This window comes from Sphingomonas sp. PvP056 (assembly GCF_040549155.1).
Taxonomy (GTDB): domain Bacteria; phylum Pseudomonadota; class Alphaproteobacteria; order Sphingomonadales; family Sphingomonadaceae; genus Sphingomonas.
The window spans coordinates 323392-346291 of sequence record NZ_JBEPST010000003.1; the positions used below are offsets into that span (position 1 = coordinate 323392).

The window sequence follows — 22900 nt, forward strand, 5'->3', positions numbered from 1 at the left end:
TCACGCAGAGAAAAAATTCCTCTGGAGCGATCCGGGGTGCGAACTAGGCCGCGGGAACCGATGCGATGAAGACTTCCCGCCCAACTGTCGACTGGCCAAGAATTGAACTCGAATACTGCGCCAACGAAGATTCCATTAGAGAAATAGCCGATCGGCATGCAATTTCCGACACGGCTATTCGCAAGCGCGCAAAGGCCGAAAAGTGGGTTCGATTGGTTCGCACCCCGCCAAGTGCGAACCAGTGCGAACCTCAGCTATCCCCACCCCCTCCGCCGGCTGTCGACCCTTCCAAACCGGTCGACCCCGTCGTCCTCGCCGATGACGGACGCGGCTTGGTCTGGCGCATGCTCGACGAGCTCAACACCATCACGACGCGGCGCGGCGAGCTTGAGGATATGATCGTCGCGGCGACGGAAGGCGACGACGAGGAAGCGCGGCGGGAAGCGATGATGCGCTCGGTCAGCCTGAGCAGCCGGGCCAACAATCTTAAGACCCTCGCACTGGCGTTCAAGACTCTGAACGAGGCCTCCGCACCGCAGGGCAAAAAGGCAGCGCAGCAAGAACGCGCTACGCAGTTGGGTGGCACGTCGCGCTTTGCGTCGATCGGGCCGCCCCAGCTGAAAGCAGTCAATTAGGGGAGCTGCCGATGTCTGATCGCAGATTAGGGCGGACGACGAGACAACTCGCCGCGCTGCCCAATGGCAGCTATTACCTCGTTGCAAATATCGCTCATCATGGCGCTCACTGTCTTGAGATCCTTCGCGAGCTTGGCAGGCCGCGAAGCGCAATTCGATTTGTCTCTGCCGCCACCAATCTCGACGGGCTCACGGGCATTCGCCCAGCCGTTTGGGACGTCGACCACGCATATTTCGAGGCGGGTGGCCATCGCGCCCGAGCCACGTACGACTTCATTCACATGGCCGCTGGCAAGCCTCCGCTGTCCCAAGCCTAGACCGAGAAGTGGTAACTTGGTCGACTGCGAACCTTGATTGGAAGCGCAGTATTCGAGAGCGGCGATCGCTGATCCCGTTCGCTCCGCTGTTCCCGGCCTCGGCCGACGCCAAGATGGCGGTGTTCACCTCGCTCAAGATCGTCGACGTTCCCGGTCGACCGACATTCGGCGAGGCATCCGACCAGTGGCTGCTCGACTTTGTGGCGGCGATCTTCGGTGCCTACGACCCCGAGACCGGGCAGCAGATGATCCGGGAGTTCCTGCTCCTGATCTCGAAGAAAAATACCAAGTCGACGCTCGCTGCCGGAATCATGCTCACCGAGCTCATTTGCGGTTGGCGCGAGGAAGACGAGAACCTGATCCTGGCGCCGACGATCGAGGTCGCCGGCAACAGTTCGAAGCCAGCGTTTGCGATGATCCGCGCGGACGATGAGCTTGCCGAGCTTCTGCATATCCAGGAGCACATCCGGCTCATCACGCACCGGGTCACGAAGGCAACCCTGAAGGTCGTCGCCGCCGACAGCGCCACGGTGTCCGGCAAGAAGGCCAGCCGGGTCCTAGTCGATGAGCTTTGGCTGTTCGGCAAGAAGTCGACGGCGGATTCGATGCTGCGCGAGGCGACCGGCGGGCAGGTATCGCGGCCCGAGGGATACACTCTCTACTTGACGACGCAGTCGGACGAGCCGCCCGCAGGGGTGTTCAAGCAGAAGCTGGCCTATTTTCGCGACGTCCGCGACGGCGTCATCAACGACCCGGAGAGCCTGCCGGTCCTCTACGAGTTTCCCGACGAGATGGTCAAAGCGGGCGAGCACCTCGACCCCGCCAACTTCTACGTTACTAACCCGAACCTCGGCCTGTCGGTCAGCCAGAAGTGGCTCGAGAGCGAGTTCCGCAAGGTCGAGAACGCCGAGGACGGCACAAAACAGGTCTTTTACGCCAAGCACTTGAATGTGGAGATCGGCGTTGGTCTTCGCCACGATGCCTGGGTCGGGGCTCTCTACTGGCAGGCGGCGCAGGCAGCGGCGGATGTCTGGGACGGCTCGCTCGACCAGTTCCTTGAGATCGTCGAGGTTGTGGTCGCCGGCGGCGACGGCGGTGGCCTAGACGATCTGATGGGGCTGGCGCTCCTCGGGCGGCACAAAGTCACCAAACAATGGCTGCTCTGGTGCCGGGCATGGGCGCAGCAGGACGTTTTCGATCGCCGCAAGGACATAGCCTCCAACCTCAACGACTTCGCGGCCGAGGGGTCGCTGGTGAAATGCATCTCGCCGACCCAGGACCTGATCGAGGTCGCGGATCTGCTCGAGCGGGTGAAGGACCTAGGGCTCTTCCCGGACCAGGCGGCAATCGGGCTCGATCCGCAAGGGATCACGTCGCTGGTCGACGAACTGACCGGTCGCGGTTTCACGATCGAACAGATCCCGGCGATCAGCCAGGGCTTCCGGCTTTCTGGCGCTGTATGGGGCACCGAGCGCAAGCTGAAGGACGGCACACTGATCCACGCCGGTCAGCGCATGATGGCCTGGTGCGCCGGTAACGCGAAGGCCGAGCAGCGCGGAAACGCAGTGCTGATCACAAAGCAGGTCGCCGGCAAGGCGAAGATCGACCCCCTCATCGCCGCCTTCAACGCGGTGGTGCTCATGTCCCGCAACCCGGAAGCCGCCGGTTCGGGGCCGCAATTCATGTTCATCTGAAAGGCACCCCTATGGACAACAGGGCATACAGCGTCCTTGCGATCAAGGCGGTCAACGAAGACGCGCGCACCATCGAAGGTATCGCGACGACCCCCAGCGTCGATCGCGTCGGCGACATCATCGAACCGCTGGGGGTGAAGTTCACCAATCCCATGCCGTTCCTGTGGCAGCACAACCATGCTCAGCCGGTCGGCACCTGCGAATTCGGCCAGCCGACGGCGAACGGCATCCCGTTCAAGGCCAAGATCGCCAAGACGGACGAGCCCGGGCTCCTCAAGGACATGCTCGACCTGGCCTGGCAGTCGATCAAGCTGGGCCTCGTTCGTGCGACCAGCATAGGCTTCCGACCGATCGAATACGCCTACATGGAAGCGGGCGGCATCCGGTTTACCGAAGTGGAAGTCTTCGAGCTTTCCGCGGTGACGATCCCGGCCAACGCCGACGCCATCATCACCGCCATCAAGTCGATCGATACCGGCCTGCGCCACGCGGCCGGCATCCCCGACCCCGAAATCCCTGCCAACCCTGAGCCTGCCGCGTCCGGCAAATCGGTTCGAGTGGTGAAGCTGGATGACCCCGCCCGCGACCGGGCGAAGCCATTCGTCATCAAGACCATTCGAAGGAACACGAAGTGACCAAATTCGCGGAACAGATCACGGCTTACGAGGCGAAGCGCGCATCCAGCGTCGGCGCCATGGAAGCCATCATGACCAAGGCAGCAGCCGACGGCGCAACCCTCGATGCCGCGCAGTCGGAAGAATATGACGGCCATGCAGCCGACATCGAGTCGATCGACAAGCACCTCGACCGGCTGCGCGTCGCCGAGCGCACCATGGCGAAGTCGGCGCGGCCGATCGAGGACGTGCGAGATCCGAACACCGCATCCGAGCAGCGTGGCGGATCGATCATCGTCAAGGCGCAGCCGAAGCTCGCCCCCGGCATTGCCTTTGCGCGCTATGCCAAGGCTCGTGCCGTCTCGCGTCTCGATTCCGAGCCGGTGATGGCAGTCGCCGAGCGCATGTATGGCGCAGACAGTGACGTGGTCGGCACGGTCAAGGCCGCGGTCGCGGCGGGCTCGAACCAGCCCGGCAGTTGGGCCGCTGCCCTGCATAGCCCGGAAGGTGCGGCGTTCGTCGATTTCGCCGAGTTCCTCCGCCCGGCAACGATCCTCGGGAAGTTCGGCGCGAACGGTATCCCGGCGCTGCGCAAGATCGGCTTCGACGAGCCCGTCATTCTTCAGACCGGCGGCGGCCAGGGCTACTGGGTCGGCGAAGGGAAGCCCAAGCCACTGACGTCGTTCGACTTCAAGCGCGATGTGCTCGGCCGGCTCAAGGTCGCGAATATCGCCGTTCTCACCGAGGAGAACGTGCGCAGTTCGAACCCGAGCTCGGAAGCGATCGTCCGCGACGCCCTCAAGGCCGCACTGGTCGAGACGCAGGATCTCGCGTTCATCGATCCGACCAATGCTGGCGTGGACACCGTCCGACCGGCCTCGGTGACGCACGGTGCATCCGCGCGGGCGTCGGTCGGCCGCGACGCCGATGCGGTTCGTGCTGATGCACGCGCTGTGATGGCAGCGTTCATTGCCGCGAACAACTCGCTCACCACCGGCGTCTGGATCATGTCGGCGACCAACGCGCTCGGCCTGTCGATGATGAGCAACGCGCTGGGCCAGAAGGAATTCTCGGGCATGACCATGCTCGGCGGGACCTTCGAAGGCCTTCCGGTCATCGTCTCGGAATATGCCGGGTCGACGGTCGCGCTGGTCAACGCCCTGGACATCTACGAGGCCGACGAGGGCGACATCGCCGTCGATATGAGCCGCGAAGCGTCGCTGGAAATGAAGAACAGCGACCTCGCTCAGGATGGCCTTACCGGTACCGGCACGCAGCTGGTTTCGCTGTGGCAGAACAACCTGGTCGGCCTGCGCGCCGAGCGCACCATCAACTGGCGGCGTCGCCGCGCGACCGCGGTCGCGTACCTGACGGCCGTTCGCTGGGGCGAGCCTGCGGATCCCGAAGCCTAAGCGGACCGCAAACTGAATCGGCGGGCGGGTTTCCGCCCGCCGGTTTACCCGAAGGAGAGCATCATGCCCGATCTCATCGCCACCCGAAACTTGCGGTACGCCACGCGCGCACTGACCGCGGGTGACCCCTTTCAGGCGAGCAATCAGGACGCCCGCATCCTCGTTGCCATCAAGAAGGCGCGGCCTGCACCGGTCGAACAAACGGGGCAGCAAAGTGCGTCGGACGATGCCGGGCATCAGGCATTGCGCGACGAAGCAACGAACCTCGGCATCGCGGTCGGTCCTCGCTGGGGTGAGAAACGCCTCAAGGACGAGATCGCCAAGGCATCGCGCGCGTAATGCGGCTGTTCGGGCTCAACATTGGCAGGTCAAACCCTTCCGCCGAGCCCGCATTGCCTGCGCTGGTAGAGGGTGGCTTGCCGATCCTTACCGAGCGGTCCGCGCGTACCGTCACATCGCCATCGGGGCCATGGATGCCGATCGTTCGCGAAAGCTACGGCGGTGCCTGGCAGCAGAACGTCGAGGTCAATCAGACCGCAGTTCTAGCATTCCATGCCGTGTTCGCGTGCATGACGCTCATCGCGTCCGACATTTCGAAGCTGCGCGTGAAGCTCGTCGCGCAGGACGAACACGGCATCTGGTCAGAAACGACAAAGACCGCCTATTCGCCCGTGCTGCGCAAGCCAAACCCCTTCCAAACCCGGATCCAATTCTGGGAGGCGTACTTTCTCTCCAAGCTGTCGCGCGGCAATACCTACGTGTTGAAGCGGCGCGACGGACGCGGCCTTGTGACCGGGCTATACGTCCTCGATCCCGGCCGCGTGCAACCGCTGATCGCGGACGATGGGAGCATCTTCTACGATCTTCAGTGCGACAACATTTCTGGAATCACAGGGGGCGTCGTCGTCCCCGCGCGCGAAATCATCCATGACCGCTGGAACTGCCTGTTCCACCCGCTGGTGGGGATATCACCGCTGTATGCAAATGGCTTGGCCGCAACGCAGGGTCTGAACATCCAGGGCAACTCGGCGAACCTGTTCGGCAATCAGTCGCGCCCCGGCGGTATCCTCGTCGCACCGGGGGCGATCGATGCGGGCTCAGCGCAGGAGCTCAAGGACAACTGGCACCAGAATTACGGCGGGAAGAACGCGGGCAAGGTGGCAGTGCTCGGGAGCGGCATGAAGTACGAGACGGTGGCCATCACTCCGGACGACGCGCAGCTGATCGAGCAGCTGAAGTGGACGGCCGAGGTCGTGTGCTCGACCTTCCACGTCCCGCCCTACAAGCTCGGCATCGGCAATCTGCCGACCAGCAGCAATGTCGAGAGCCTGAACCTCGAATATTACACTCAGGCGCTGCAGTCACTGATTGAAGCCGCTGAGCTTTGCCTCGATGAAGGCCTCGGCATTGGCGAGGGGTTCGCGCTCGGCACCGAGTTCGACCTGGACGGGCTTTTGCGGATGGACACCAAGGCCCTGATCGAGGCCGAGGCAATCGGAACCAAGGCTGGCATCAAGAAGATCAACGAGGCGCGGCGCCGTCTGGATCTAGGGCCGGTGGAAGGTGGCGACACGCCGTACCTCCAACAGCAGAATTACAGCCTCGAAGCGTTGGCAAAACGTGACGCCAGCGATGATCCGTTCGCAAACAGCGGCTCCGCCAACGGCTCGGCTGCGCCGACCGCGCCCGCCAACGACAATCCGGCCGCGGAGCAACAGGCGCGCGCGACGATCGCGTTATTCGAAAAAGAGTTCCGGGAGGCGCTGAATGCTTGACGTGAAGGCGCTCGCCCAAGCCACCGCCGCGGTTGTCCGTGAGCTCGTTCCAGCCATGCTGGAGCACGCGACCGGCCCCCTGCTCGAGCGCATCGCGCAGCTTGAAGCTCGCGAGCCGATGCCGGGCAAGGACGTCGACATCGACGAACTGGCTGGCATGATCAATCGGGCGGTAGCCGCGATTGAGATCCCAACCGCGCAGGCTGGCCGCGACGGCAAAGATGTCGACATGACCGAGGTGCGTTCGCTCGTGCTTGCGGCCGTCGCAAACCTGCCGCCTCCCCAGCCCGGCAAAGATGCTGATCCTGAACTGGTTCGGTCACTCGTCGCCGAGGCCGTGGCCGCCATCGATGTGCCGGAAGCGCAGCCCGGCAAGGACGTTGATATGAACGAGGTTCGGGCGCTGATCCTCGCTTCTGTGGCGGACCTGCCCCCTGCGCAGCCGGGTAAAGACGCAGATCCCGAGCTCGTTCGTGCGTTGGTTGCCGAGGCCGTTGCATCAGTGGAAATCCCTCAAGGGAAGCCCGGCAAGGACGTCGATATGAACGAGGTTCGGGCGCTGATCCTCGCTTCTGTGGCGGACCTGCCCCCTGCGCAGCCGGGTAAGGACGCAGATCCCGAGCTCGTTCGCGCGTTAGTTGCCGAGGCCGTTGCATCAGTGAAAATCCCTGAAGGGAAGCCCGGCAAGGACGTCGATCTCGAACAGGTTCGCGCGCTTGTACAGTCCGCCGTCGACGCGCTACCGGCCGCGCAGCCTGGGCGAGACGCCGATCCTGAACTCGTGCGGTCGCTGGTAATCGATGCGGTTGCGGCGATCGAACTGCCGCAGCCGCGCGACGGCAAAGACGCGGACCCGGCTGCCGTCAAAATGCTAGTCGACGAAGCCGTCGCGGCATTACCGCCCCCTGCCCCAGTCGAGTCCCTCACCGGTCCAGTCGCCGCGCTGATCCGTGATGAAGTCGTTCGGTCCGTCGCAGACGCGGTTGCCGCGATCCCCCCTGCCAAGGATGGCGTAGGCGCAGCTGGGGCAGTGATCGACCGCAACGGATCGCTCGTCCTAACGCTGAGCGACGGCAAAATGATCGACCTTGGCCGCGTGGACGGCAAGGATGGCCTCGACGGCACCAGCCCGGAAGACATGGCGGTCGAACTTCTTCCAGATGGTCGCACAGTGCGGTTCGTCTTCGCCAAGGGCGAGAAGGAATATGCCTTCAAGGTCCCGTTCCCCGTCGTGCTCGATCGCGGGGTCTTCAAGGAAGGCACCGCCTACGAGCACGGCGATGCGGTGACGTTTGGCGGCTCGCTGTGGATCGCGCAGCGCGCGACCGGTGAGAAGCCGGAAGGGAACAACACCGGCTGGCGTCTGGCGGTCAAGAAGGGTCGCGACGGCCGCGACCTGCACAAGGAATAGTCGGGGATGACCGTTGATGAGATGCGCGCCATCATCGGTGCAGGCCCCGACGTCCCTGATGCCGAGGTCATCGTCCGTTATGGGGCCCTCGAGGCGCCGAAAGCTGACCGCGGTCTCCCGATCGAGGAGGTCCGTGGGCAGGTCCGGCTCGAACGAACCGACTCGTCGGAGGATAGCTACCTCAGCTTGCTCATTCCCGCCGCTATTCGCGCCGTTCGTAACGAGGTGGGCCGACCCATCGATCTGAGCTCGGATGATCCTGACAACGACGTGTTCAGGGTCGCCGTCCTGCTGCTCATTGGTCATTGGTTTGACACGCGCGCGCCGGTCGCCGTGGGTTCGCAAAGCTACGAGCTTCCTTTCACCGTCTCGTTCCTGCTCAACCCCGTTCCCCGCAAGTGGGTGTGCTGATGGCTGCGCTCGGGTTGGCCAGCCGCCTCAAGCACAAGGTGACGATCCAGGAACCCAACGTGGTCGACAACGGCAAAGGTGGTCGCAAACCACCGGCAGGTGAAGCCGCCTGGCGCGACGTCGCGGTCAACGTGCCCGCCGAGGTATACCCGCTGCGGGGCGGCGAAGCGCTCAGCCTTGGCGTCGAGCGCGCGACGCAGATCTACCGCGTCACGATCCGCAAGCGGCTGGGGCTGACGCCCAAGCACCGGTTGGTGTGGCAGGGCATTGCGCTGAATATCAAGACCGCCCCGCCTTGTACCGACGGTCAGTCGAACGTGATGACCTGCGAGAGCGGAGCGCTGGGCTGATGGCGCGCTCGAAACTTCGCGGCATCGGTCGCTTCAAGCGGCTGCTGCGGCGAACGCCGGATGCGGTTCGCGGCGAAATCATCGTCGAACTGAACGTGACCGGACGCCAGATCAAACAGGCGATTCAGGCAAAGGCACCTAGCAAGACCGGCGCGCTGCGCGCGGGGATCGATAGCAAGGTGCTGCCGAAATCGTTGCGGCTTCAGGTCGGATTACTCGGCGGCCGGCGCGGCAGGCAGAACCTGTTCTACGGCCGCATTCAGGATCTGGGGCGGCGCGCGCAGACGGTGCAGGTACAGCGGCGCCGGTCGAACCCGACCGGCAAGGCGGGCAGCAGCCTGACCAAGCGCTACCCGATGAAGGTCAGATACATGCAGGGCAAACGCTTCATAACGGGGCGCTTCCCGGAGCTTCGCAAGACGCTGAATGCAAATCTGCGCGGAATCCTGACCCGGTCACTTGGTCGTATCGCGGGAGGTTCCGATAAGTAGCGCAAAGGCGATGGTCGAAGCCGCAGCGTTCCTGGCGCTGAGCAGCGCGATCACGGACGCCGGGGTCTATCAGGACGCGCCCGAGAACGCGCCGACCCCGCTCGTCATCATCGGCGATATGAAGAGCTCGCGCCTGCCGACCAAGGACGCCGACGCTGATCGCCGCGTGACGATCTCGATCGTCACGATCGTCGAAGCCGAGGAACGCGCTCCCCTGCTTGCGCTGCAGGAACAGATCGAAGCCGCGCTCGATGGCCAGAACCTGCAACAGGACGGCTGGCTCCTCGCCTTCGAGTTCGAGGACGACGACGCCGTCCTGAGCGAAGACGGCTCGACCTACAGCGGCATCACCAGTTTCACAGTGCTCGCGATCGCGCCGTAGCACTCCCCCACCACCCATAACCTACCCGCCGCGCACCCCGCGCAATCACAGGAGCACCACCATGGCTAAGAAACTCGGGAGTGATTACCGCCTGTTCGTCCAGTCCGCGACGGCTGGCACGTTCAACCAGCCTGCCGGTCAGGGCAATCTCAGCATCGATCGCGGAAAGGCGTTCTCGTCGAACGCGACGAAGGATCAGGAAGGCGTCGACACCCAGTCGCCAGGCCTGCGCACGATTACGATCAAGCAGGACCTGACGCCCGATCTGCCGGACGCTAACGGCTACACGCGGATGGAAACGCTCGACAAGACAAACGCGGCCGAGGTTTACCAGATCCGGAAGAAACCTCTCGGCGCGACCGACGTCGTATTCGAGTGCCTGATGTACACGTCGATCGACAGCACCGGGTTCGACCAGGGCGCGAGCGTCAAGTCGCCGCTTACGTTGCAGCCGGCAGCGCAGCCAACCGTCGACGCGCTCCAGTAAGCGCGCCTTTCCCGCCCCTCCCATAAGGAACATCCGTATGATCATGATCAACGGTAAGAGCTTCCGGACCAGCAAGCCGCAGGATCTGGACCAGAAGCTCGTCGCATTGACAGGCCATGGTCAGCATGAGGTGCAGGCGCTGCTCAGCGCTGGCCCTTCGCTCGCCGCGCGCGTGCTGATGCCGTACCTCGGCAAGCACGAGGGCGAGCCCGCGCCCGACCTCAACGAGCTCGCGAATGACATCGCCGCGGATCCGGACGCCATCGGCGCGATTGCCAAGCTGTATGCGCTACCGGCGGATACGGTCGAAGAGCTCGTCGCACAATGAGCGGCCTCGTCACCGCAGGCTTCGCCAACGAGGATCGGGGCGAACTGGCCGTGATCCTTGACGGCACGACGATGGGCCTCCGCCCTACCTTCGAAGCCCTGTCCGAGATCGAGCAGACGCTCGACCGTGGGTTGGTCGACCTCGCCCGAGACGCGCTGGGGGCGAAGCTCAAGCTGGCGGACACTGCGCAGATCGTCACGATCTGTGTCCGCGCGTGGGGCAAGGAAACCGAGAACAAGGGCGCAGCGGGTGCAAACGCTCAACGCATCGCGCGCCTGATCGTCGACAGTGAAGGCGGCCTCTACACCGTGCTGCAGACCGTCGCGAAGGTGCTCTCCGTCGCGGTCACCGGCGGGTACAACTCCGCGGGGGAACTGAAGCCGTCGACGACGACGACGACGACGGAGAAAGCCCCCGTCGACGGCTGATGGGCGTCGCCGCGTCAGTGCTCGGGTGGCGGCCTCGGGAATTCTGGCTCAGCACGCCGTCCGAGTTTTGGGCCTCCGTTAGGGCGTGGGAGAGGATGAACTGTTCCCCTGGGGAGGGGTGACCGCTGGCATATCTGGCGGCAGATCGTGTGCACCAGCCGCTGCCAGCACGTTGCCAAGTTCCTCCCGCTGCTTGCGGTCGTTCAGTTCGGTGCGACGGACTTGGCCACTTGCCATCTGGACCTCAATCCATTGGCTTGCCTGTACCCTCGAGGCGCTCCGGTCTTTCAGGATAGCGAACCGGATCATCAATTGCGGGGATGTGGAGTAGCTGTTTCCGAGGACGGCTTGGGCAAGAATGCCCTTCCCGCCTGTCACCGGTCGCTGGCACAGAAGGTGCCGCTCATCCTGCTCGACAACCGATGCTGACCGGTCGGAACACAGCAAGGCCAGTTTGTCCGACACCGTGGCCGGGGTTTCGTAAAACCACATGGTCACCGGCCCGCTCTGGGCTGACGCGCTACCAGCGGCACAAAGCGCCACCGCGCAACCGATTGAAAACCGCATCTTATCCTCCGCTGTTGGCCTCGGTATCGGTGGCCCATCCGTGTCGAGTCAAGCTTTCGAAGGAGGCGTCTATGGCTGATCAGACCGAACGTCTGCTGCTGCAAGTCGACGCGGCGACCGAGTTGCTGCGCCGGAACCTTGCCGAGGGCGAGAAGCCGCTCGACCGGTTCGAGAAGCGTGCCGCCAAAATGGCGGAGAACGTCGAAGGCTCGATCGGCAGCATGGGCAAGCGCTTCGGCGCGTTCGCCGATCTCGCGCAGGATGCCGCGACCAAGGCCGAGCGTTCATTCGAAGCGAGCTTCAGCAACGTCCAAAAGCTGGCGGCGAAGGCGATCGTCGCACCTACCGTCACAGGCGGCCTCAACATCGGCGCGGCGGACGCGCGCGCGGCGGCCGCAGCGGCGCAGCAACAGGCGATTGCCACGCGCCTGATCGCAGACGCGTCGGAACGCGCCGCGCAGGGCGAAGGTGTCCTGACTGAGCAGACGCGCCTCTACATCCAGGCGGCGCGCGCGGCGGCACTAGAAGCCGAGAACCACGCGAACGAACTGACGCGCGAAGCCGGCGCGCTCGAGCGGGTCGAGATTGAGCTTCAGCAGGCAGGCGCGGCGTCGCGCTTGTTCGGCGACGGTCAGAAGAAGGTGACGGCGCAGTCCGGCGCGCAGCGCGCGGCGATGCAGGGTCTGTCCTATCAGGTGCAGGACACCTTTACCCAGCTGAGCATGGGGGCGAACGCGTTTCAGGTCATCGCGATCCAGGGCGGCCAGGTCGCCGGGCAGTTCTCGAACCTCGAAGGCAAAGCCGGATCCTTCGCGCGGTTCATGATCGGACCGTGGGGTTTGGCCATCACCGCTGCCCTACTGGTGCTCGGTCCGCTGACCAAGGGCATGTTCGAGTTCAGCAACGCCGAAGACGAAGCACTCGACAAGCTCAAGAAGGACGCGATCGAGAGCGAAGTGACCGCGCGCGCAAAAGTGCGGTTCGCTGGGTCGGTCGAGGGCCTTACTATCGCTCTTCGGGACCAAGACAAGGCGCTGCGGCAGACTGCGGACAGCGAGAGGTCGGCTGCCGACCGCGCCAACATCGCCGCCAAGGGGAAGCGCGACGAGGCGTTGGCGATCCGGCAGACCACAGTCGCGCGCCTCGCCGACGCCGAGGCCATGTTCAACACCTTGGCCACCACCAGCGATGCGCGCGGTGGTGGTGCTGTCATCAATGCCGCACTGGCGCGCGTCACCGAACTGCGGAAGCAGCGCGCGGCGGCCGAGAAAGCGGTGACGGATTCCGAGCGGCAGCTCAACGTCACCCGGGTCGACATCGCCGCGGAGCGCGCCGCGATCTCGCTCGATCCGGTGCGCTCGGCAACCAAGGCAGTCGACGACAAGATCAACGCGCTGAAGAACGAGCTCCGCACGCAAGCCCGGCTAGGACAGGTCATTGGCGCGGAATCGGTTAAGCGCCTGCGCGAACTGGAAGCGCAGAAGAAGGCGGCGACCGAGTTGGCGACGGAAAAGTTGCGCGCCGCCAACGTGAAGCCGAACAACAACCAGATCGGCCGGGACGTGAACGTTGCCGAGGCGACCAGCATTATCGCCGGTATCGGCGGGCGAGTCACAAGCGGCTTGCGCTCGACCGAGCGCCAGGCGCAGTTGTATGCCAACAAGCTCGCCGGGCGGCACGCCGGACCGGTTGCCAAGCCCGGCACCAGCGATCACGAGCGCGGCCAAGCAATCGACGTTGCCTACGGTCCGGGGATCAGCGTTGCATCGATCCGCCAGGCGTTCGCCAAGGAAGGCGTCTCTATTCGGCAGCTGATCGACGAGCGCGACCAGAAGGTGTTCCACGTCGCCTTCGGCAAGAAGGGCCCGAGCCAGCAGTCGGTCGACGATCGCGCCGAGCGCGCACGGCAGAAGGTGCTGAGCGACGATCTCGCCTACGGACAGGAAGAGCAGGCGGCGCGGCAGCGGCTCACCGCGGCAACGCGCAAGTCGGCACAGACGCAAGAGCAGCGCGACGCCGAACTGGTCGCGAGCATCAATGCCGACGCCGATAGCCGCAAGCAGAAGATCGATCTCCAGCAGGAGAAGGGTCTGTCCAAGGCTCGCGCCGACAATCTGCGCTCGCTGAACGAACAGACGCGGGTGCAGGATCTGCAGAACGCCGCGGCCGACCGCGCCATGCGTGTGATCGAGCAGCGGTACGACGTTGATCGGCAGAGCCTCGAATCGCGCGTCGCCCTGCTCCGCATCAGCGAGGACATGGCCCCGACCGAGCGCGAGCGCGCGCGGATCGCCGAGCAGATCCTCGAGGCCGAGCAGACGCTTCGCCGCCAGGCGCTCGAGCGCGTTCGCGACACGTCCAAGGATCCGGATGCCGTCATGTCGGCGCAGCGCTCCCTCAGCGCCCTGCCCGCGCTGGAAGGTGCGGAACGCGGGCAGCTTGCCCGGCAGAATGCGTCACCGCTCGATGCCTACCGCGAGCGCCTCAAGTCGGCGACTGGCGACACGAACGCAGCGCTGCAGAGCGTGGCGGTCAACGGGCTCGGCTCGCTCGAGAACAGCGCAGCGTCCGCTATTGGCAAGGTCCTGAAGCTGAAGGGCGCATTTGGTGAGATGGCGTCGAGCGTCATTGCGGACCTCGCGCGCATCGCGATTCAAAAGGCGATCGTTGGTACCCTCGGAGGCAAGTTCCTGGGTTTCGCCGACGGCGGGTCGCTCGATGGAATACCGGGTCGGGCAGACGGTGGCTCGCTTGGCGGCCTGATCAGCGGGCCGGGGCATGGCCGGTCTGACAGCATCCTGGCGTTGTTGAAGGGCCCCGGTGGTGGTGCAGTGCGGCTCTCGAACCGCGAGTTCATCATGAACGAAGCTGCGGTCAACCATTACGGCCCGGGTGCGATGGCAGCGATCAATGCTCGTCGGCTGCCGCGCTTCGCGGATGGCGGGTCGCTCGGCGGCTCGCCTTCCCTCCCCAGCCTCCGCGCGCCGCGCCTGCCGGCGGCAGTCTACGGCGGCGGGGCGAACCGCCGCATGCAGTTGGACGCCAATGTGACGGTCAACGCCGGGCCAGAGTTCGAGGCCAAAATGGAGCGCGTCTCCCTACGGACCGTCGGCGCGACCGCAGAGCCGATCATGGCGGGTGCAAGCGCGCGGACCATGCGGCAACTCAATCGCGGGCAGCTGCCGGGAGCGTTCGACTGATGTTGATCAATATCCCGTCAGATCCCGTTGCCTCCGATATCGAGTGGACGATCGACCAGCCCGGACAGGTCAACCGCGGCGAGTTCACCGGCAAGCGAAGGGTCACCATTCTGGCGGCTGCGCCCCGATGGTTCGCTAAGGTCACTCTGCCCCCAATCACCGGCGAAAGTCGCGTGCTCGAATGGCGCGCGTTCGTGGTCGACTGCGACGGCGTCGCCAACAGCTTCCGGATCATCGCCTGCGAGAAGGACCAGATCGCAGGATCGCTCGACGTTCGCGTGAAGGGCGCCAATCAGGGTGGGCACTCGTTGATCACGTCCGGATGGGGCGCGGCGGGCCCGAAGCTCAAACGCGGCCAGTTCATAACGCTCGGCGACCAGCTGCTGATGGTGAATGCACCGGTGGTGGCCGATGCCGATGGCAACGCTACGATTTCGGTAAAGCCCTATATCCGGGTCGTGCCCGCGGACAAGGCAACGATCGAGGTCAAGCGGCCCTATGCCGTCATGGCGATGTCGGACCCGAAGAACGGCTGGAAGGTCGGTATCGGGCAGAAATACGGCGTTTCGTTCGATTGCGAGGAGGCGTTCTGATGGACAGCCGCCCCGACAGCGATGCGAACGGTGCGCTATCCGCTGACGTCCGCAAGCCAGTCACGTTCTGCTTTCTCGACCTCGCCGATGGCCCGATCCGCGTCACCAACGCGCCATACAGTTATTCCTTCACCGGCACGGGCGACGAAGACCTCGATGGTTTCACCTTCACCGCTGTTGACCCCCGCGTCGTGTCTGTTGGCGCGGTCAAGGCGCGCGAGGGCGGTACCGACACGGTGTCGCTGCAGCTGTCCGGCCTCGCTGGCGTCGACGACGAACTCATGACCCAGATCGGCAACAAGGCGAACTACGTGGGTCGCGACTGCCGCCTGTGGCGGGCAATGCTAGATCCACGGCAGCTGACGCGCATCGGCGCGCTGTGGTCGTTCTACACCGGGTACATGTCGGTGCCGAAGATCGTCGGCGACCAGACCAGTCAGACGATCAACCTCGATGTCGAATCGTACCTTGGCTTCTTCGGCCAGGCCTCGAACCGGACCTATCTCGATCAGCAAAGCTATGATCCGGGCGACCGGTCGGCCGAGCTCGCGATCGCGATCGCCAATGGCGCCAGCCGCAGATCCTAAACGGGAGTCGATTATGAACCGTCTACCCGATTGGGAGGCGCGGTTGGCCGCGTATCTCGAACCCCTCCGCACGCTCCCCTTCGCATGGGGCGCGCACGACTGCTGCACGTTTGCGGCCGGCGCGGTTAAGGCGATGACCGGCGTCGACCCGATGCCCGAGTTTCGGGGGCGCTACACCACGGCCCGCGGGTCGGTGCGCGCGCTGCGTCGGATCGGTGCTGGTAGCCTCGCGTCCACCCTCAGCGGCAAGTTCGAGACGGTTGATCCGTCGCTCGCGCATCGTGGTGACATCATCATGTCCGACGGGCTGCTGGGGATCTGCTTGGGCCCGTTCCTCGTGGCGGTAGGCTCTGAGGGCGACCGTGAGGGACTGATCAGGATCGATCGCGCTCGCTGGGTCGCGCCGCGCGCCTGGCACGTTCGGTTCGGGGTCTGACGGTTGGCCAAAGCACTCAAATTTGCCGCGCTTGCCGTTGGCGCGGTCGCGCTGATTGCGACCGGCGTCGGTGCGGTCGCGCTCGGCGGGCTTGCCGGATCGCTGACCGTCGCCGGTGTCTCGACCGGGACGCTGTTTCTTGCCTCGGGCGGCCTGACGCTTGCGGCGAGCCTGCTACAGAAGGGCCCCAAGGTCACCGCATCACAGACGGATCGGCTGACCGCAAGCATTGACCCCCGCACCTTCCGCAAGACCGTGCTGGGCCAGACCGCAATGCCGGTCGACGTCCGGTACGAGGAGTGGTCGGGCAAGGATCAGGAGATCTGCGACTGGATCGTCGCATTCGCCAGCCATGCGATCGACAGCCTTGAGGAGATCTGGTTCGATACCGAGATGGCGTGGTCGGCGACGACCGGCGTCGTTGCCAAATACAACGGTTATTTCTCGATCCCCAACCTCATCCTCGAAGGCACGCCGCAGAACGCTTTCACGTTCGGCCAGTGGAACCGCAATAGCGCGCGCCTGACCGGCTGCGCCTACGCGCGCTTCCGCTTCAAGGTCACCGGGAACAGCAAGAAGGCAGAGAGCCCGTTCTCGAGCGGCATCCCCAGCAGGATCACCGTGATCGGTCGCGGCGCCAAGCTGTACGATCCGCGGCGCGACAGCACCGTGCCGGGCGGGAACGGCCCGATGCGCGCGGACGATCAGTCGACTTGGCGCTTCAAGACCGACGACGGCGTCGTGATCGGCGAGAACCTGCCGCTCCAGATCCTGCGCGTCATCCTCGGCTGGCGGATCCGCAACCCGGCAAGCGGCGTCATGAAGCTGGCGACCGGCGCTGGCGTCCCTATGCGGCGTATCAGCTTGCCGTCGTTCCAGGTTGCGGCGAACCTCGCCGACGAGCTCGTCAACCGGGCAGCGGGCGGCAACGAGCCCCGCTACCACGGCGCTGGCGTGATCTCCGAGGGCGACGATCACAAAACTGTTCTCGATATGCTGTGCACGGCATGCTGCGGGCGTTTCCGGGATACCGGCGGCAAGCTGTCACTCTCGATCTCACATAACGATCTGGCGACGGCGGCGCTGGATGACGGATTGAACGATGACGACGTGGTCGGCGCGTTCACTTGGGATCCCGACCCCTCGCTCGAAACTACGCCGAATGTCGTGCGCGGGCGCTACGTCGATGCGACGTCGGCCTCGCTCTACCAGTTGATCGACTATCCCGAGGTGCGTCTGCCGAGCCCCGACGGGCAGGATCGCTATCTCTCGCTCGACCTTGGCGTCGTCGAAAGCCCGAGCCATGCGCAGCGCGTCGCCAAGCAGGTGCTGCAGCGCCGGCAATACTCCCGCCAGTTCGCCGCCCCGTTCGATATCCGCGCGTGGAAGTACACCGTTGGCGACGTGCTGCCGTTCACCTTCGCGCCGCTCGGGTTCAAGCGCGGCGTGTTCCGGGTGAAGGAGCAGGAGCTCGGTCAGGGCGGTACCTGCAACATGGTGCTGACGTTCGAGACCCCCGTCTTCTACCAGTGGGACGCGGACGACTCCCTGCCCGTCCAGGGCGCCGAGCCGATCGTCTACGACCGCGCCAACAACCCGCTGATCCTCGCAATCGACGAAGCGGCCACGACGGCGTTCTGGAACGGGGTCACCGGCGACGGCAAACCGGCTGACGACGCAACGAACAGCGCTGACCCGAACAGCCCATTCGGACCCGGTACGGTCGGCGGCGCGATCGCGCAGCTGACCGAGTTCGACCTCCAGATCGCCGCGGCCCACGATCAACTCGAGGATATCGACGGCACGACGATCCCTGCGATTAACAAGGCCGTCGCTGACGCAGGCGCTCGGATTGAGACCGTCAAGAAAGATGCGGACGATGCGCTGTCGTCTGCTGTCGCGCTGCTTACCGACAGCGATGCCAAGATTAACCGGCGGATCGATAGCGTGGCGGCGGCGGGCGGCTATGACGACACGTCGGTGCGCGCCGAAATCAAGCGGGTCGACGAAACAGCGGTGAGCCGAGACGGCACTATCAGCCGGCGGATCGACAGCGTTGTCACCGATTACAACGCAGGCGACGTCGCGACGAACGGCCGGATCGATCAGGTCGCCACGACGGCGTCGGATGCAAAGAAAGCCGTTTCAGACTTGTCGACCAGCGTCGACACCAACTTCCGCGGCATCAATTCGACGCTGACCAATTACGACCAACGCATCAGCGGCTTGGCAACTGACGCGCAGGGATACGCCGGTCGCACGACGAAGCTTGAGGCCGCAGCAATGTCGGGCGGCGTGTATCTTAACGCGAACCCGACCTATGCCATCTGGCCTGACGGTCAGCGGCTGGCCTCCGGGTGGCTCGACTGGAACGGACCTACCAACCTCTCGGTGGGTCGGGGGATCGATACAACGCGGCTAGACAGCCCGTATTACATGTCGACGAACCAGACGGCGCCGGACATCAATATCGGGCACTATCAGACCCTGGCCGCGTGCAAGGAGGCGGGGTGGTACGTGTTCACCGCCGAGGCGGACCTCGTCGCCGGAAGGTGGGAGGGTTCTGGTCTCACGCTTGGCGGGGGATACAACCTCGACTTCGCGGGCACTGCGGATCAGGCTGGCGACATCAGCGCGACCAAGATGGGCAACCGGCGATGGACCCTGCTTTTTCAGAAGCCAAAGGATACGGCGCAGAACTTCCACGCCATGCAAAGCTGGGATGGATTCGGACGACCGCGCCCCCAAAAGGTTTTGTCTTGGCGCCACGCATCGATCCGTCCGGCAAACGACGGCGAAATCAAAGCCGGGAGGGCGGACGCTGCTCTGCCGCTCGTTGCGGCGCGGGTGAAGGTCACCGAGGACACGCTCGCCGATCTGCCGAACCGTTATGCCGCATCCGCTCGGGCGGCGACGTTGGAAGCTCAGGTGCAAGGCACCGCGGACAGCAACCTCTTGGCGCGGGCCAACGACCGGGCTGCGGCCATTGCGGATTCCAAGGTCGGATCCGTGGTGCAGTCGGTCAACACGCTATCGGCGCTCGTCCTGAATTCTGGCGTCAATCTGTTGCCGAACTCGTCCGGCGAGAACGGCGGCGTTAACACCGGATCGGCGTATCAGTGGTCAGCCGGTGGCGGTGCTTGGTATTCCGGCGTCAGCACGAGCTGGGGCCAGCGGATGCAGAACGACGCCCCGACGGGCAACGTGATCTCGATCGACGGTCCCCGGATCCTGTGCAGCCCGAACACGAGCTACACCGCCTCCGGGGATCTCCTGCTGATTTCTGACCTGAGCAATCCGTCTTGCTACGTCGACATCGTGTTCGAACGTCTCGACGGTAGCCTGTTCTATCCCGGGGGCGGTCGGCCAGTCCGCGGTTCGCGTGACTTCGGGTCTTCCGGCTTCCGAGATGCAACTTGGATGACGGCAAAGGCACCCGCGGATGCCGCCAAGGTGTTCATGCGTGGCATCTTCGCGTCGGATCAAGCGGGTTCACACCGCAACATCGGCATCCGCCAGGCAAAGCTTGAGGTTGGCCCCGGACCGTACACCCCCTATTCGCAGGAGGGTACGCTTCAACAGGCTTCGGCTCAGTTGGCCATTGCTTCCGGGGCGATCGCTGGCCTTGATGGCCGCAGCAGCGTTTATTGGTCGGTGACCGGTACGACGCCAGACGGCAGCACGCGGATTCAGCTGTCGAAGGCCAATGGTTCGGCGGGCCTGTTCTACGTCGAAGCGAATATGCTTCTGAACGGCAACCTGACGGTCGACGGCACGATTACGGCGCGTAAGTTCGATCGCAACAGCATGTCGCGCGAGGGCACCTCGGTTTGGCAGGGCAGCGTATCGCCTCCAGCCGGATCGACGGTAAGTGTGCCGTGGGGGCTGGGCCTGTCGCAGATCCCGGGCCTCGGACGGTTCGTCTACGAATATCAGACGCAGATAAACACCAACGTCGGGCAGCGGCAGACGACCACGATGAACGGCAAGCCGGCCTACCTTGACTATGTCTCGGCGGGCGGCGGCGTGAACATCGTCGCTCGAGACAATCAGGGCAACGAATACCGACCGAAGGCGAACTCGTCAGCGGCGGTCCTCGCCACGACCGACTTCGTGCCGTCGTGGACCGCCACGGTCACGAATGGGGCCTACGACACCGGCTGGATCGATCAGGGCGACTATTACAGCCGCCAGGTCGCCGGAACCTACACCGTCACGCTCATCAACCTGAAGGTGACCTGGGTCGCCATCTGACGCTCCACGGAGGGCAATATGGAATATTGGATCGTCTACAGCCTCGATACTTTCCAGGAGGTGTATCGCGGTTCAGGCAACCCCGGCAGCAGCGGCTATCAACCGCTGCCTGAGGGGCTGGGCCTGATCGTGGTGCCGTTCTCGGTGATCTCCAAAGGCGATATCGACGTCGAGGCTCTGCGCGCGGCGATGAACCTGTTCGTCGACGCATCGGCCGAGGCTTTCCGCCTCCAGTTCCTCACGGCTGGCGCAGGTCAGGCCATGACGTACCAACGCAAGGAGGCAGAAGCCCGCGCATGGCTGCTCGACAACACCGCGCGGACGCCCTTCCTCGAGGCCGAAGCATTCAGTTGCGGCGTGACGATCGCCGAACTGGTGCCGGTGGTAATCGCTCGAGCCGATCAGTGGGAGGTCGTTGGGGCGCTGATCGAGGGCGAGCGAATGGGCGCGAAGGACAAGATCGCCCGGGGCGAGACCTTCGCAGATATCGTCAAGGTGGGTCGGATCAGCTGGCAGGCGCTGGTCGAGCCGCCCACGGCTGCCGCCTGACGTGGCGACCCGCGAGCCCGCCCTCACGCGGCTGAGCAACTGGATCATCCAGTTCCTGATTTCGATCGATCAGTTCGCCTACGTGCTGCTCGCCGGGCCGTTTTACCTGCTGTTCGGCGGGCCCTGCCCCTCGGCTGATGAGACGATCAGTTCCCGCGTCGGGCGCGCCGCTATGGCTGGCGACTGGTGGGGCAAGCCCTTCCAATGGCTGATCGACCACCTGTTCATGCTGCTCGGATCGAAGCCCGGCCACTGCGCCCGTGCGATCGAGACCGCTTTCCTGGGCATGGCGCCCAAGTAACGCCGAAAGGTCCTCACAATGACGATTTGCCGCAACGCTGCCCGGAGGGCGGTGCGATGATCCTTGTGCTGTATATCTTGGTGCTGGCCGCTTGGGCCGCGGTGGTGGCCTACATGGTCCCGGCGGTGTGGGCGATCTATCGCCGGACCCCGCGATACGGCGACAGTTCGCGGCTCGTCTGCTTCGCCTGGGGGCTACTCAACCTCGGGTTCCTGTCTCGGCGCATCATCATGGATCGCGACGGAGACCCGGCCATCGTCGCCTTGCTCATCGCATCATTCTGCGTCGCCGTTCTCACGATCGGGACAGCAAGGAGGTACGGTCGTGGCTACCGCGTTTGAATGGTTCCGCGCCAACCTGACACCAGGCGCAATCGGCATCTACGCGCTGCTCGGAGCAGTCGTCGGCGGATATTTCAAATTCAAGCCGCTTGCGATGAAGCTGGCCAACGAGCGCGAGGCCAATTTGCTGCGAGAACGCTCCGAAGAGATGGAGCGCATGCGCGTTCGGATGGACGCGGTCGAGATGGCAGCGCGCACGGCATCGCTCGAGGCCGACAAGCAAATAGCTATGCTTCAAGCTGAGAGGGCAATCGACCGGCACCGCATCAACAACGTGACGCAATGCCTCGACGCACTGATCCTGCTGATCGAGCAGGATCCCGCCAAAGCGTCTGAGGCTGCGACCCGGATCAAAGCCATGCGCGCCGATCAGATGAAGGCGGAGGCCCTCGAGAAAGGGACCGCGGCGATCGTCAAATCACAAGGGGTGGGTTTATGAGCATCGACAGCACCATCGACGGGACGATCGGCAAGGAAGGCGCGTATTCGAACCATCCGTCGGATCGCGGCGGCCCGACTAAATGGGGTATCACCGAACGGGTAGCGCGCAAGCACGGCTACACCGGCGACATGCGCGACCTACCACGCGCCGAGGCGGTGCGGATCTACCGCGCGGCCTACGTCATCGCGCCCGGCTTCGACAAGGTGGCCGAGATCAGCCCAGCCGTCGCGGAAGAGTTGTTCGATACCGGCGTGAACATGGGGCCGGACGTTCCCGCACGTTGGTTCCAGGAATGGCTGAACGTATTCAATCAGCGCGGCCGCGACTATGCAGATATCAACGAGGATGCCGACATCGGCCCCGGCACGCTTAAGGCATTCCGAGCCTTTCGAGCGAAGCGAGGCCCGGCCGAAGCTGATCGCATCATGCTTCTAGCGCTGAACAGCGACCAGGGGGCGCGCTACAAGCAGCTTGCGCGGTCGCGACCGGCAAACGAGGACTTCGTCTACGGCTGGATGGCCAACCGGGTAGGACTGGCATGAGCGCCCGTCAAATTCGTGGAGAGCGTGCAGTTCTTTGGAACTCGGACCTTTCTCGTCTCGCCTTCCGCTGCCCCGGCTGTGGAGAGCCCCATGTCTGCACTATAAAGGAAGGTCTTGGTCGTCCAGCGTGGGGCTGGAATGGCAACCTCGATCGTCCGACGCTGACACCTTCCGTGCTGGTGACGTACAATGGTCCGGACGCAGGGCAGACAGATGCAGACGGTCACCGCGCGCCCCAGGCCGTCTGCCACAGCTTCGTCACGGACGGCCGAATCCAGTTCCTGGGCGACTGCACGCACGCCCTAGCAGGCCAGACGGTCGACATTCCTGAGTTCACGGCGTGACCAGCCGCC

At 64.4% G+C, this 22900-nt stretch carries 28 protein-coding genes; 26 read left to right on the forward strand and 2 right to left on the reverse strand.

Annotation, left to right across the window (positions count from 1 at the left end; translation table 11 throughout):
* The first annotated feature begins 65 nt into the window (after positions 1-65).
* Positions 66-635 carry a hypothetical protein gene (locus ABIC17_RS09180; protein ID WP_354281152.1) on the forward strand — a complete coding sequence of 190 codons (570 nt, stop codon included), beginning with the start codon at positions 66-68 and terminating at the stop codon, positions 633-635.
* A gap of 26 nt (positions 636-661) precedes the next feature.
* Here the strand turns inward: ABIC17_RS09180 and ABIC17_RS09185 are convergent, their stop codons facing one another.
* Positions 662-916 carry a hypothetical protein gene (locus ABIC17_RS09185; protein ID WP_354281154.1) on the reverse strand — a complete coding sequence of 85 codons (255 nt, stop codon included), beginning with the start codon at positions 914-916 and terminating at the stop codon, positions 662-664.
* 149 nt (positions 917-1065) lie between these two features.
* On the opposite strand from ABIC17_RS09185, the gene ABIC17_RS09190 reads away from it, so the two are divergent.
* From ABIC17_RS09190 to ABIC17_RS09255, 14 genes are all read left to right on the forward strand, one after another.
* The gene (locus ABIC17_RS09190; protein WP_354281156.1) at positions 1066-2646 is read left to right on the forward strand and encodes a terminase large subunit; all 1581 of its coding nucleotides are present in this window, start codon (positions 1066-1068) and stop codon (positions 2644-2646) included.
* An 11-nt stretch (positions 2647-2657) separates the two neighbouring features.
* Entirely contained in the window at positions 2658-3281 is a 624-nt protein-coding gene (locus tag ABIC17_RS09195) for an HK97 family phage prohead protease (protein WP_354281157.1), read from the forward strand.
* The gene (locus tag ABIC17_RS09200; protein ID WP_354281159.1) at positions 3278-4672 is read left to right on the forward strand and encodes a phage major capsid protein; all 1395 of its coding nucleotides are present in this window, start codon (positions 3278-3280) and stop codon (positions 4670-4672) included. Before ABIC17_RS09195 ends, ABIC17_RS09200 begins: the two co-directional genes overlap by 4 nt.
* A 63-nt stretch (positions 4673-4735) precedes the next feature.
* Positions 4736-5011, forward strand: a complete 276-nt coding sequence (locus tag ABIC17_RS09205; RefSeq protein ID WP_354281161.1) for a hypothetical protein — start codon at positions 4736-4738, stop codon at positions 5009-5011.
* Positions 5012-5145: 134 nt separating this feature from the next.
* The gene (locus tag ABIC17_RS09210; protein WP_354281163.1) at positions 5146-6447 is read left to right on the forward strand and encodes a phage portal protein; all 1302 of its coding nucleotides are present in this window, start codon (positions 5146-5148) and stop codon (positions 6445-6447) included.
* A complete protein-coding gene (locus ABIC17_RS09215) occupies positions 6440-7858 on the forward strand; it encodes a hypothetical protein (RefSeq protein WP_354281165.1) in 1419 nt (472 codons plus the stop codon). The genes ABIC17_RS09210 and ABIC17_RS09215 overlap by 8 nt, the downstream gene beginning before the upstream one ends.
* Before the next feature lie 6 nt (positions 7859-7864).
* Positions 7865-8269 carry a head-tail connector protein gene (locus ABIC17_RS09220; protein WP_354281167.1) on the forward strand — a complete coding sequence of 135 codons (405 nt, stop codon included), beginning with the start codon at positions 7865-7867 and terminating at the stop codon, positions 8267-8269.
* Positions 8269-8619, forward strand: coding sequence for a head-tail adaptor protein (locus tag ABIC17_RS09225; protein ID WP_354281169.1), 351 nt, complete (start codon positions 8269-8271; stop codon positions 8617-8619). The genes ABIC17_RS09220 and ABIC17_RS09225 overlap by 1 nt, the downstream gene beginning before the upstream one ends.
* Positions 8619-9110, forward strand: a complete 492-nt coding sequence (locus ABIC17_RS09230) for a hypothetical protein (protein ID WP_354281171.1) — start codon at positions 8619-8621, stop codon at positions 9108-9110. Before ABIC17_RS09225 ends, ABIC17_RS09230 begins: the two co-directional genes overlap by 1 nt.
* Before the next feature lie 10 nt (positions 9111-9120).
* A complete protein-coding gene (gene gp17, locus ABIC17_RS09235) occupies positions 9121-9492 on the forward strand; it encodes a tail completion protein gp17 (RefSeq protein ID WP_354281173.1) in 372 nt (123 codons plus the stop codon).
* A gap of 61 nt (positions 9493-9553) precedes the next feature.
* Positions 9554-9979, forward strand: a complete 426-nt coding sequence (locus ABIC17_RS09240; protein ID WP_354281174.1) for a hypothetical protein — start codon at positions 9554-9556, stop codon at positions 9977-9979.
* A gap of 37 nt (positions 9980-10016) precedes the next feature.
* A complete protein-coding gene (locus tag ABIC17_RS09245) occupies positions 10017-10307 on the forward strand; it encodes a hypothetical protein (protein WP_354281176.1) in 291 nt (96 codons plus the stop codon).
* Positions 10304-10735 carry a gene transfer agent family protein gene (locus ABIC17_RS09250; protein ID WP_354281177.1) on the forward strand — a complete coding sequence of 144 codons (432 nt, stop codon included), beginning with the start codon at positions 10304-10306 and terminating at the stop codon, positions 10733-10735. Before ABIC17_RS09245 ends, ABIC17_RS09250 begins: the two co-directional genes overlap by 4 nt.
* Positions 10735-10857, forward strand: coding sequence for a phage tail assembly chaperone (locus ABIC17_RS09255; RefSeq protein WP_354281179.1), 123 nt, complete (start codon positions 10735-10737; stop codon positions 10855-10857). Before ABIC17_RS09250 ends, ABIC17_RS09255 begins: the two co-directional genes overlap by 1 nt.
* On the opposite strand, the gene ABIC17_RS09260 is transcribed toward ABIC17_RS09255, so the two are convergent.
* Complete coding sequence (locus ABIC17_RS09260; protein WP_354281681.1) at positions 10814-11233, reverse strand: hypothetical protein; 420 nt, start codon at positions 11231-11233, stop codon at positions 10814-10816. The two genes, ABIC17_RS09255 and ABIC17_RS09260, sit on opposite strands and share 44 nt — an antisense overlap.
* Positions 11234-11373: 140 nt before the next feature.
* On the opposite strand from ABIC17_RS09260, the gene ABIC17_RS09265 reads away from it, so the two are divergent.
* Genes ABIC17_RS09265 through ABIC17_RS09315 form a run of 11 tightly spaced genes read left to right on the forward strand, consistent with a single transcriptional unit; the run spans position 11374 to position 22891 of the window.
* The gene (locus ABIC17_RS09265) at positions 11374-14502 is read left to right on the forward strand and encodes a D-alanyl-D-alanine carboxypeptidase family protein (RefSeq protein WP_354281181.1); all 3129 of its coding nucleotides are present in this window, start codon (positions 11374-11376) and stop codon (positions 14500-14502) included.
* Positions 14502-15095, forward strand: a complete 594-nt coding sequence (locus ABIC17_RS09270) for a hypothetical protein (protein ID WP_354281183.1) — start codon at positions 14502-14504, stop codon at positions 15093-15095. The genes ABIC17_RS09265 and ABIC17_RS09270 overlap by 1 nt, the downstream gene beginning before the upstream one ends.
* Positions 15095-15682: a hypothetical protein gene (locus tag ABIC17_RS09275; RefSeq protein ID WP_354281185.1), complete on the forward strand. Its 588-nt coding sequence runs from the start codon at positions 15095-15097 to the stop codon at positions 15680-15682. Before ABIC17_RS09270 ends, ABIC17_RS09275 begins: the two co-directional genes overlap by 1 nt.
* Before the next feature lie 13 nt (positions 15683-15695).
* Positions 15696-16118, forward strand: coding sequence for a DUF6950 family protein (locus ABIC17_RS09280; RefSeq protein WP_354281186.1), 423 nt, complete (start codon positions 15696-15698; stop codon positions 16116-16118).
* 3 nt (positions 16119-16121) lie between these two features.
* Complete coding sequence (locus ABIC17_RS09285) at positions 16122-20372, forward strand: phage tail protein (RefSeq protein ID WP_354281188.1); 4251 nt, start codon at positions 16122-16124, stop codon at positions 20370-20372.
* Between the two features lie 18 nt (positions 20373-20390).
* Positions 20391-20921: a hypothetical protein gene (locus tag ABIC17_RS09290; protein WP_354281189.1), complete on the forward strand. Its 531-nt coding sequence runs from the start codon at positions 20391-20393 to the stop codon at positions 20919-20921.
* A gap of 1 nt (position 20922) precedes the next feature.
* Positions 20923-21222 (forward strand): hypothetical protein, encoded by a 300-nt coding sequence (locus ABIC17_RS09295; protein WP_354281191.1) that lies wholly within the window; start codon positions 20923-20925, stop codon positions 21220-21222.
* 56 nt (positions 21223-21278) lie between these two features.
* Positions 21279-21563, forward strand: coding sequence for a hypothetical protein (locus ABIC17_RS09300; protein WP_354281192.1), 285 nt, complete (start codon positions 21279-21281; stop codon positions 21561-21563).
* Positions 21547-22002 (forward strand): hypothetical protein, encoded by a 456-nt coding sequence (locus ABIC17_RS09305; RefSeq protein WP_354281194.1) that lies wholly within the window; start codon positions 21547-21549, stop codon positions 22000-22002. The genes ABIC17_RS09300 and ABIC17_RS09305 overlap by 17 nt, the downstream gene beginning before the upstream one ends.
* On the forward strand, positions 21999-22547 hold the full coding sequence (locus ABIC17_RS09310; RefSeq protein WP_354281195.1) for a glycoside hydrolase family 108 protein: 549 nt from the start codon (positions 21999-22001) through the stop codon (positions 22545-22547). Before ABIC17_RS09305 ends, ABIC17_RS09310 begins: the two co-directional genes overlap by 4 nt.
* Positions 22544-22891 (forward strand): ubiquitination-like system serine protease family protein, encoded by a 348-nt coding sequence (locus ABIC17_RS09315; RefSeq protein WP_354281197.1) that lies wholly within the window; start codon positions 22544-22546, stop codon positions 22889-22891. The genes ABIC17_RS09310 and ABIC17_RS09315 overlap by 4 nt, the downstream gene beginning before the upstream one ends.
* Positions 22892-22900: the final 9 nt, after the last annotated feature.

Bases quoted from the DNA above. Each gene is read 5' to 3' on its own strand.
- ABIC17_RS09245 (WP_354281176.1), top strand. From the start codon at position 10,017: ATGATCATGATCAACGGTAAGAGCTTCCGGACCAGCAAGCCGCAGGAT.
- ABIC17_RS09180 (WP_354281152.1), top strand. From the start codon at position 66: ATGAAGACTTCCCGCCCAACTGTCGACTGGCCAAGAATTGAACTCGAA.
- ABIC17_RS09290 (WP_354281189.1), top strand. From the start codon at position 20,391: ATGGAATATTGGATCGTCTACAGCCTCGATACTTTCCAGGAGGTGTAT.
- ABIC17_RS09230 (WP_354281171.1), top strand. From the start codon at position 8,619: ATGGCGCGCTCGAAACTTCGCGGCATCGGTCGCTTCAAGCGGCTGCTG.
- ABIC17_RS09205 (WP_354281161.1), top strand. From the start codon at position 4,736: ATGCCCGATCTCATCGCCACCCGAAACTTGCGGTACGCCACGCGCGCA.
- ABIC17_RS09195 (WP_354281157.1), top strand. From the start codon at position 2,658: ATGGACAACAGGGCATACAGCGTCCTTGCGATCAAGGCGGTCAACGAA.
- ABIC17_RS09315 (WP_354281197.1), top strand. From the start codon at position 22,544: ATGAGCGCCCGTCAAATTCGTGGAGAGCGTGCAGTTCTTTGGAACTCG.
- ABIC17_RS09310 (WP_354281195.1), top strand. From the start codon at position 21,999: ATGAGCATCGACAGCACCATCGACGGGACGATCGGCAAGGAAGGCGCG.
- ABIC17_RS09255 (WP_354281179.1), top strand. From the start codon at position 10,735: ATGGGCGTCGCCGCGTCAGTGCTCGGGTGGCGGCCTCGGGAATTCTGG.
- ABIC17_RS09270 (WP_354281183.1), top strand. From the start codon at position 14,502: ATGTTGATCAATATCCCGTCAGATCCCGTTGCCTCCGATATCGAGTGG.
- ABIC17_RS09240 (WP_354281174.1), top strand. From the start codon at position 9,554: ATGGCTAAGAAACTCGGGAGTGATTACCGCCTGTTCGTCCAGTCCGCG.
- ABIC17_RS09300 (WP_354281192.1), top strand. From the start codon at position 21,279: ATGATCCTTGTGCTGTATATCTTGGTGCTGGCCGCTTGGGCCGCGGTG.
- gp17 (WP_354281173.1), top strand. From the start codon at position 9,121: ATGGTCGAAGCCGCAGCGTTCCTGGCGCTGAGCAGCGCGATCACGGAC.
- ABIC17_RS09275 (WP_354281185.1), top strand. From the start codon at position 15,095: ATGGACAGCCGCCCCGACAGCGATGCGAACGGTGCGCTATCCGCTGAC.
- ABIC17_RS09225 (WP_354281169.1), top strand. From the start codon at position 8,269: ATGGCTGCGCTCGGGTTGGCCAGCCGCCTCAAGCACAAGGTGACGATC.
- ABIC17_RS09190 (WP_354281156.1), top strand. From the start codon at position 1,066: ATGGCGGTGTTCACCTCGCTCAAGATCGTCGACGTTCCCGGTCGACCG.
- ABIC17_RS09215 (WP_354281165.1), top strand. From the start codon at position 6,440: ATGCTTGACGTGAAGGCGCTCGCCCAAGCCACCGCCGCGGTTGTCCGT.
- ABIC17_RS09220 (WP_354281167.1), top strand. From the start codon at position 7,865: ATGACCGTTGATGAGATGCGCGCCATCATCGGTGCAGGCCCCGACGTC.
- ABIC17_RS09210 (WP_354281163.1), top strand. From the start codon at position 5,146: ATGCCGATCGTTCGCGAAAGCTACGGCGGTGCCTGGCAGCAGAACGTC.
- ABIC17_RS09280 (WP_354281186.1), top strand. From the start codon at position 15,696: ATGAACCGTCTACCCGATTGGGAGGCGCGGTTGGCCGCGTATCTCGAA.
- ABIC17_RS09250 (WP_354281177.1), top strand. From the start codon at position 10,304: ATGAGCGGCCTCGTCACCGCAGGCTTCGCCAACGAGGATCGGGGCGAA.
- ABIC17_RS09265 (WP_354281181.1), top strand. From the start codon at position 11,374: ATGGCTGATCAGACCGAACGTCTGCTGCTGCAAGTCGACGCGGCGACC.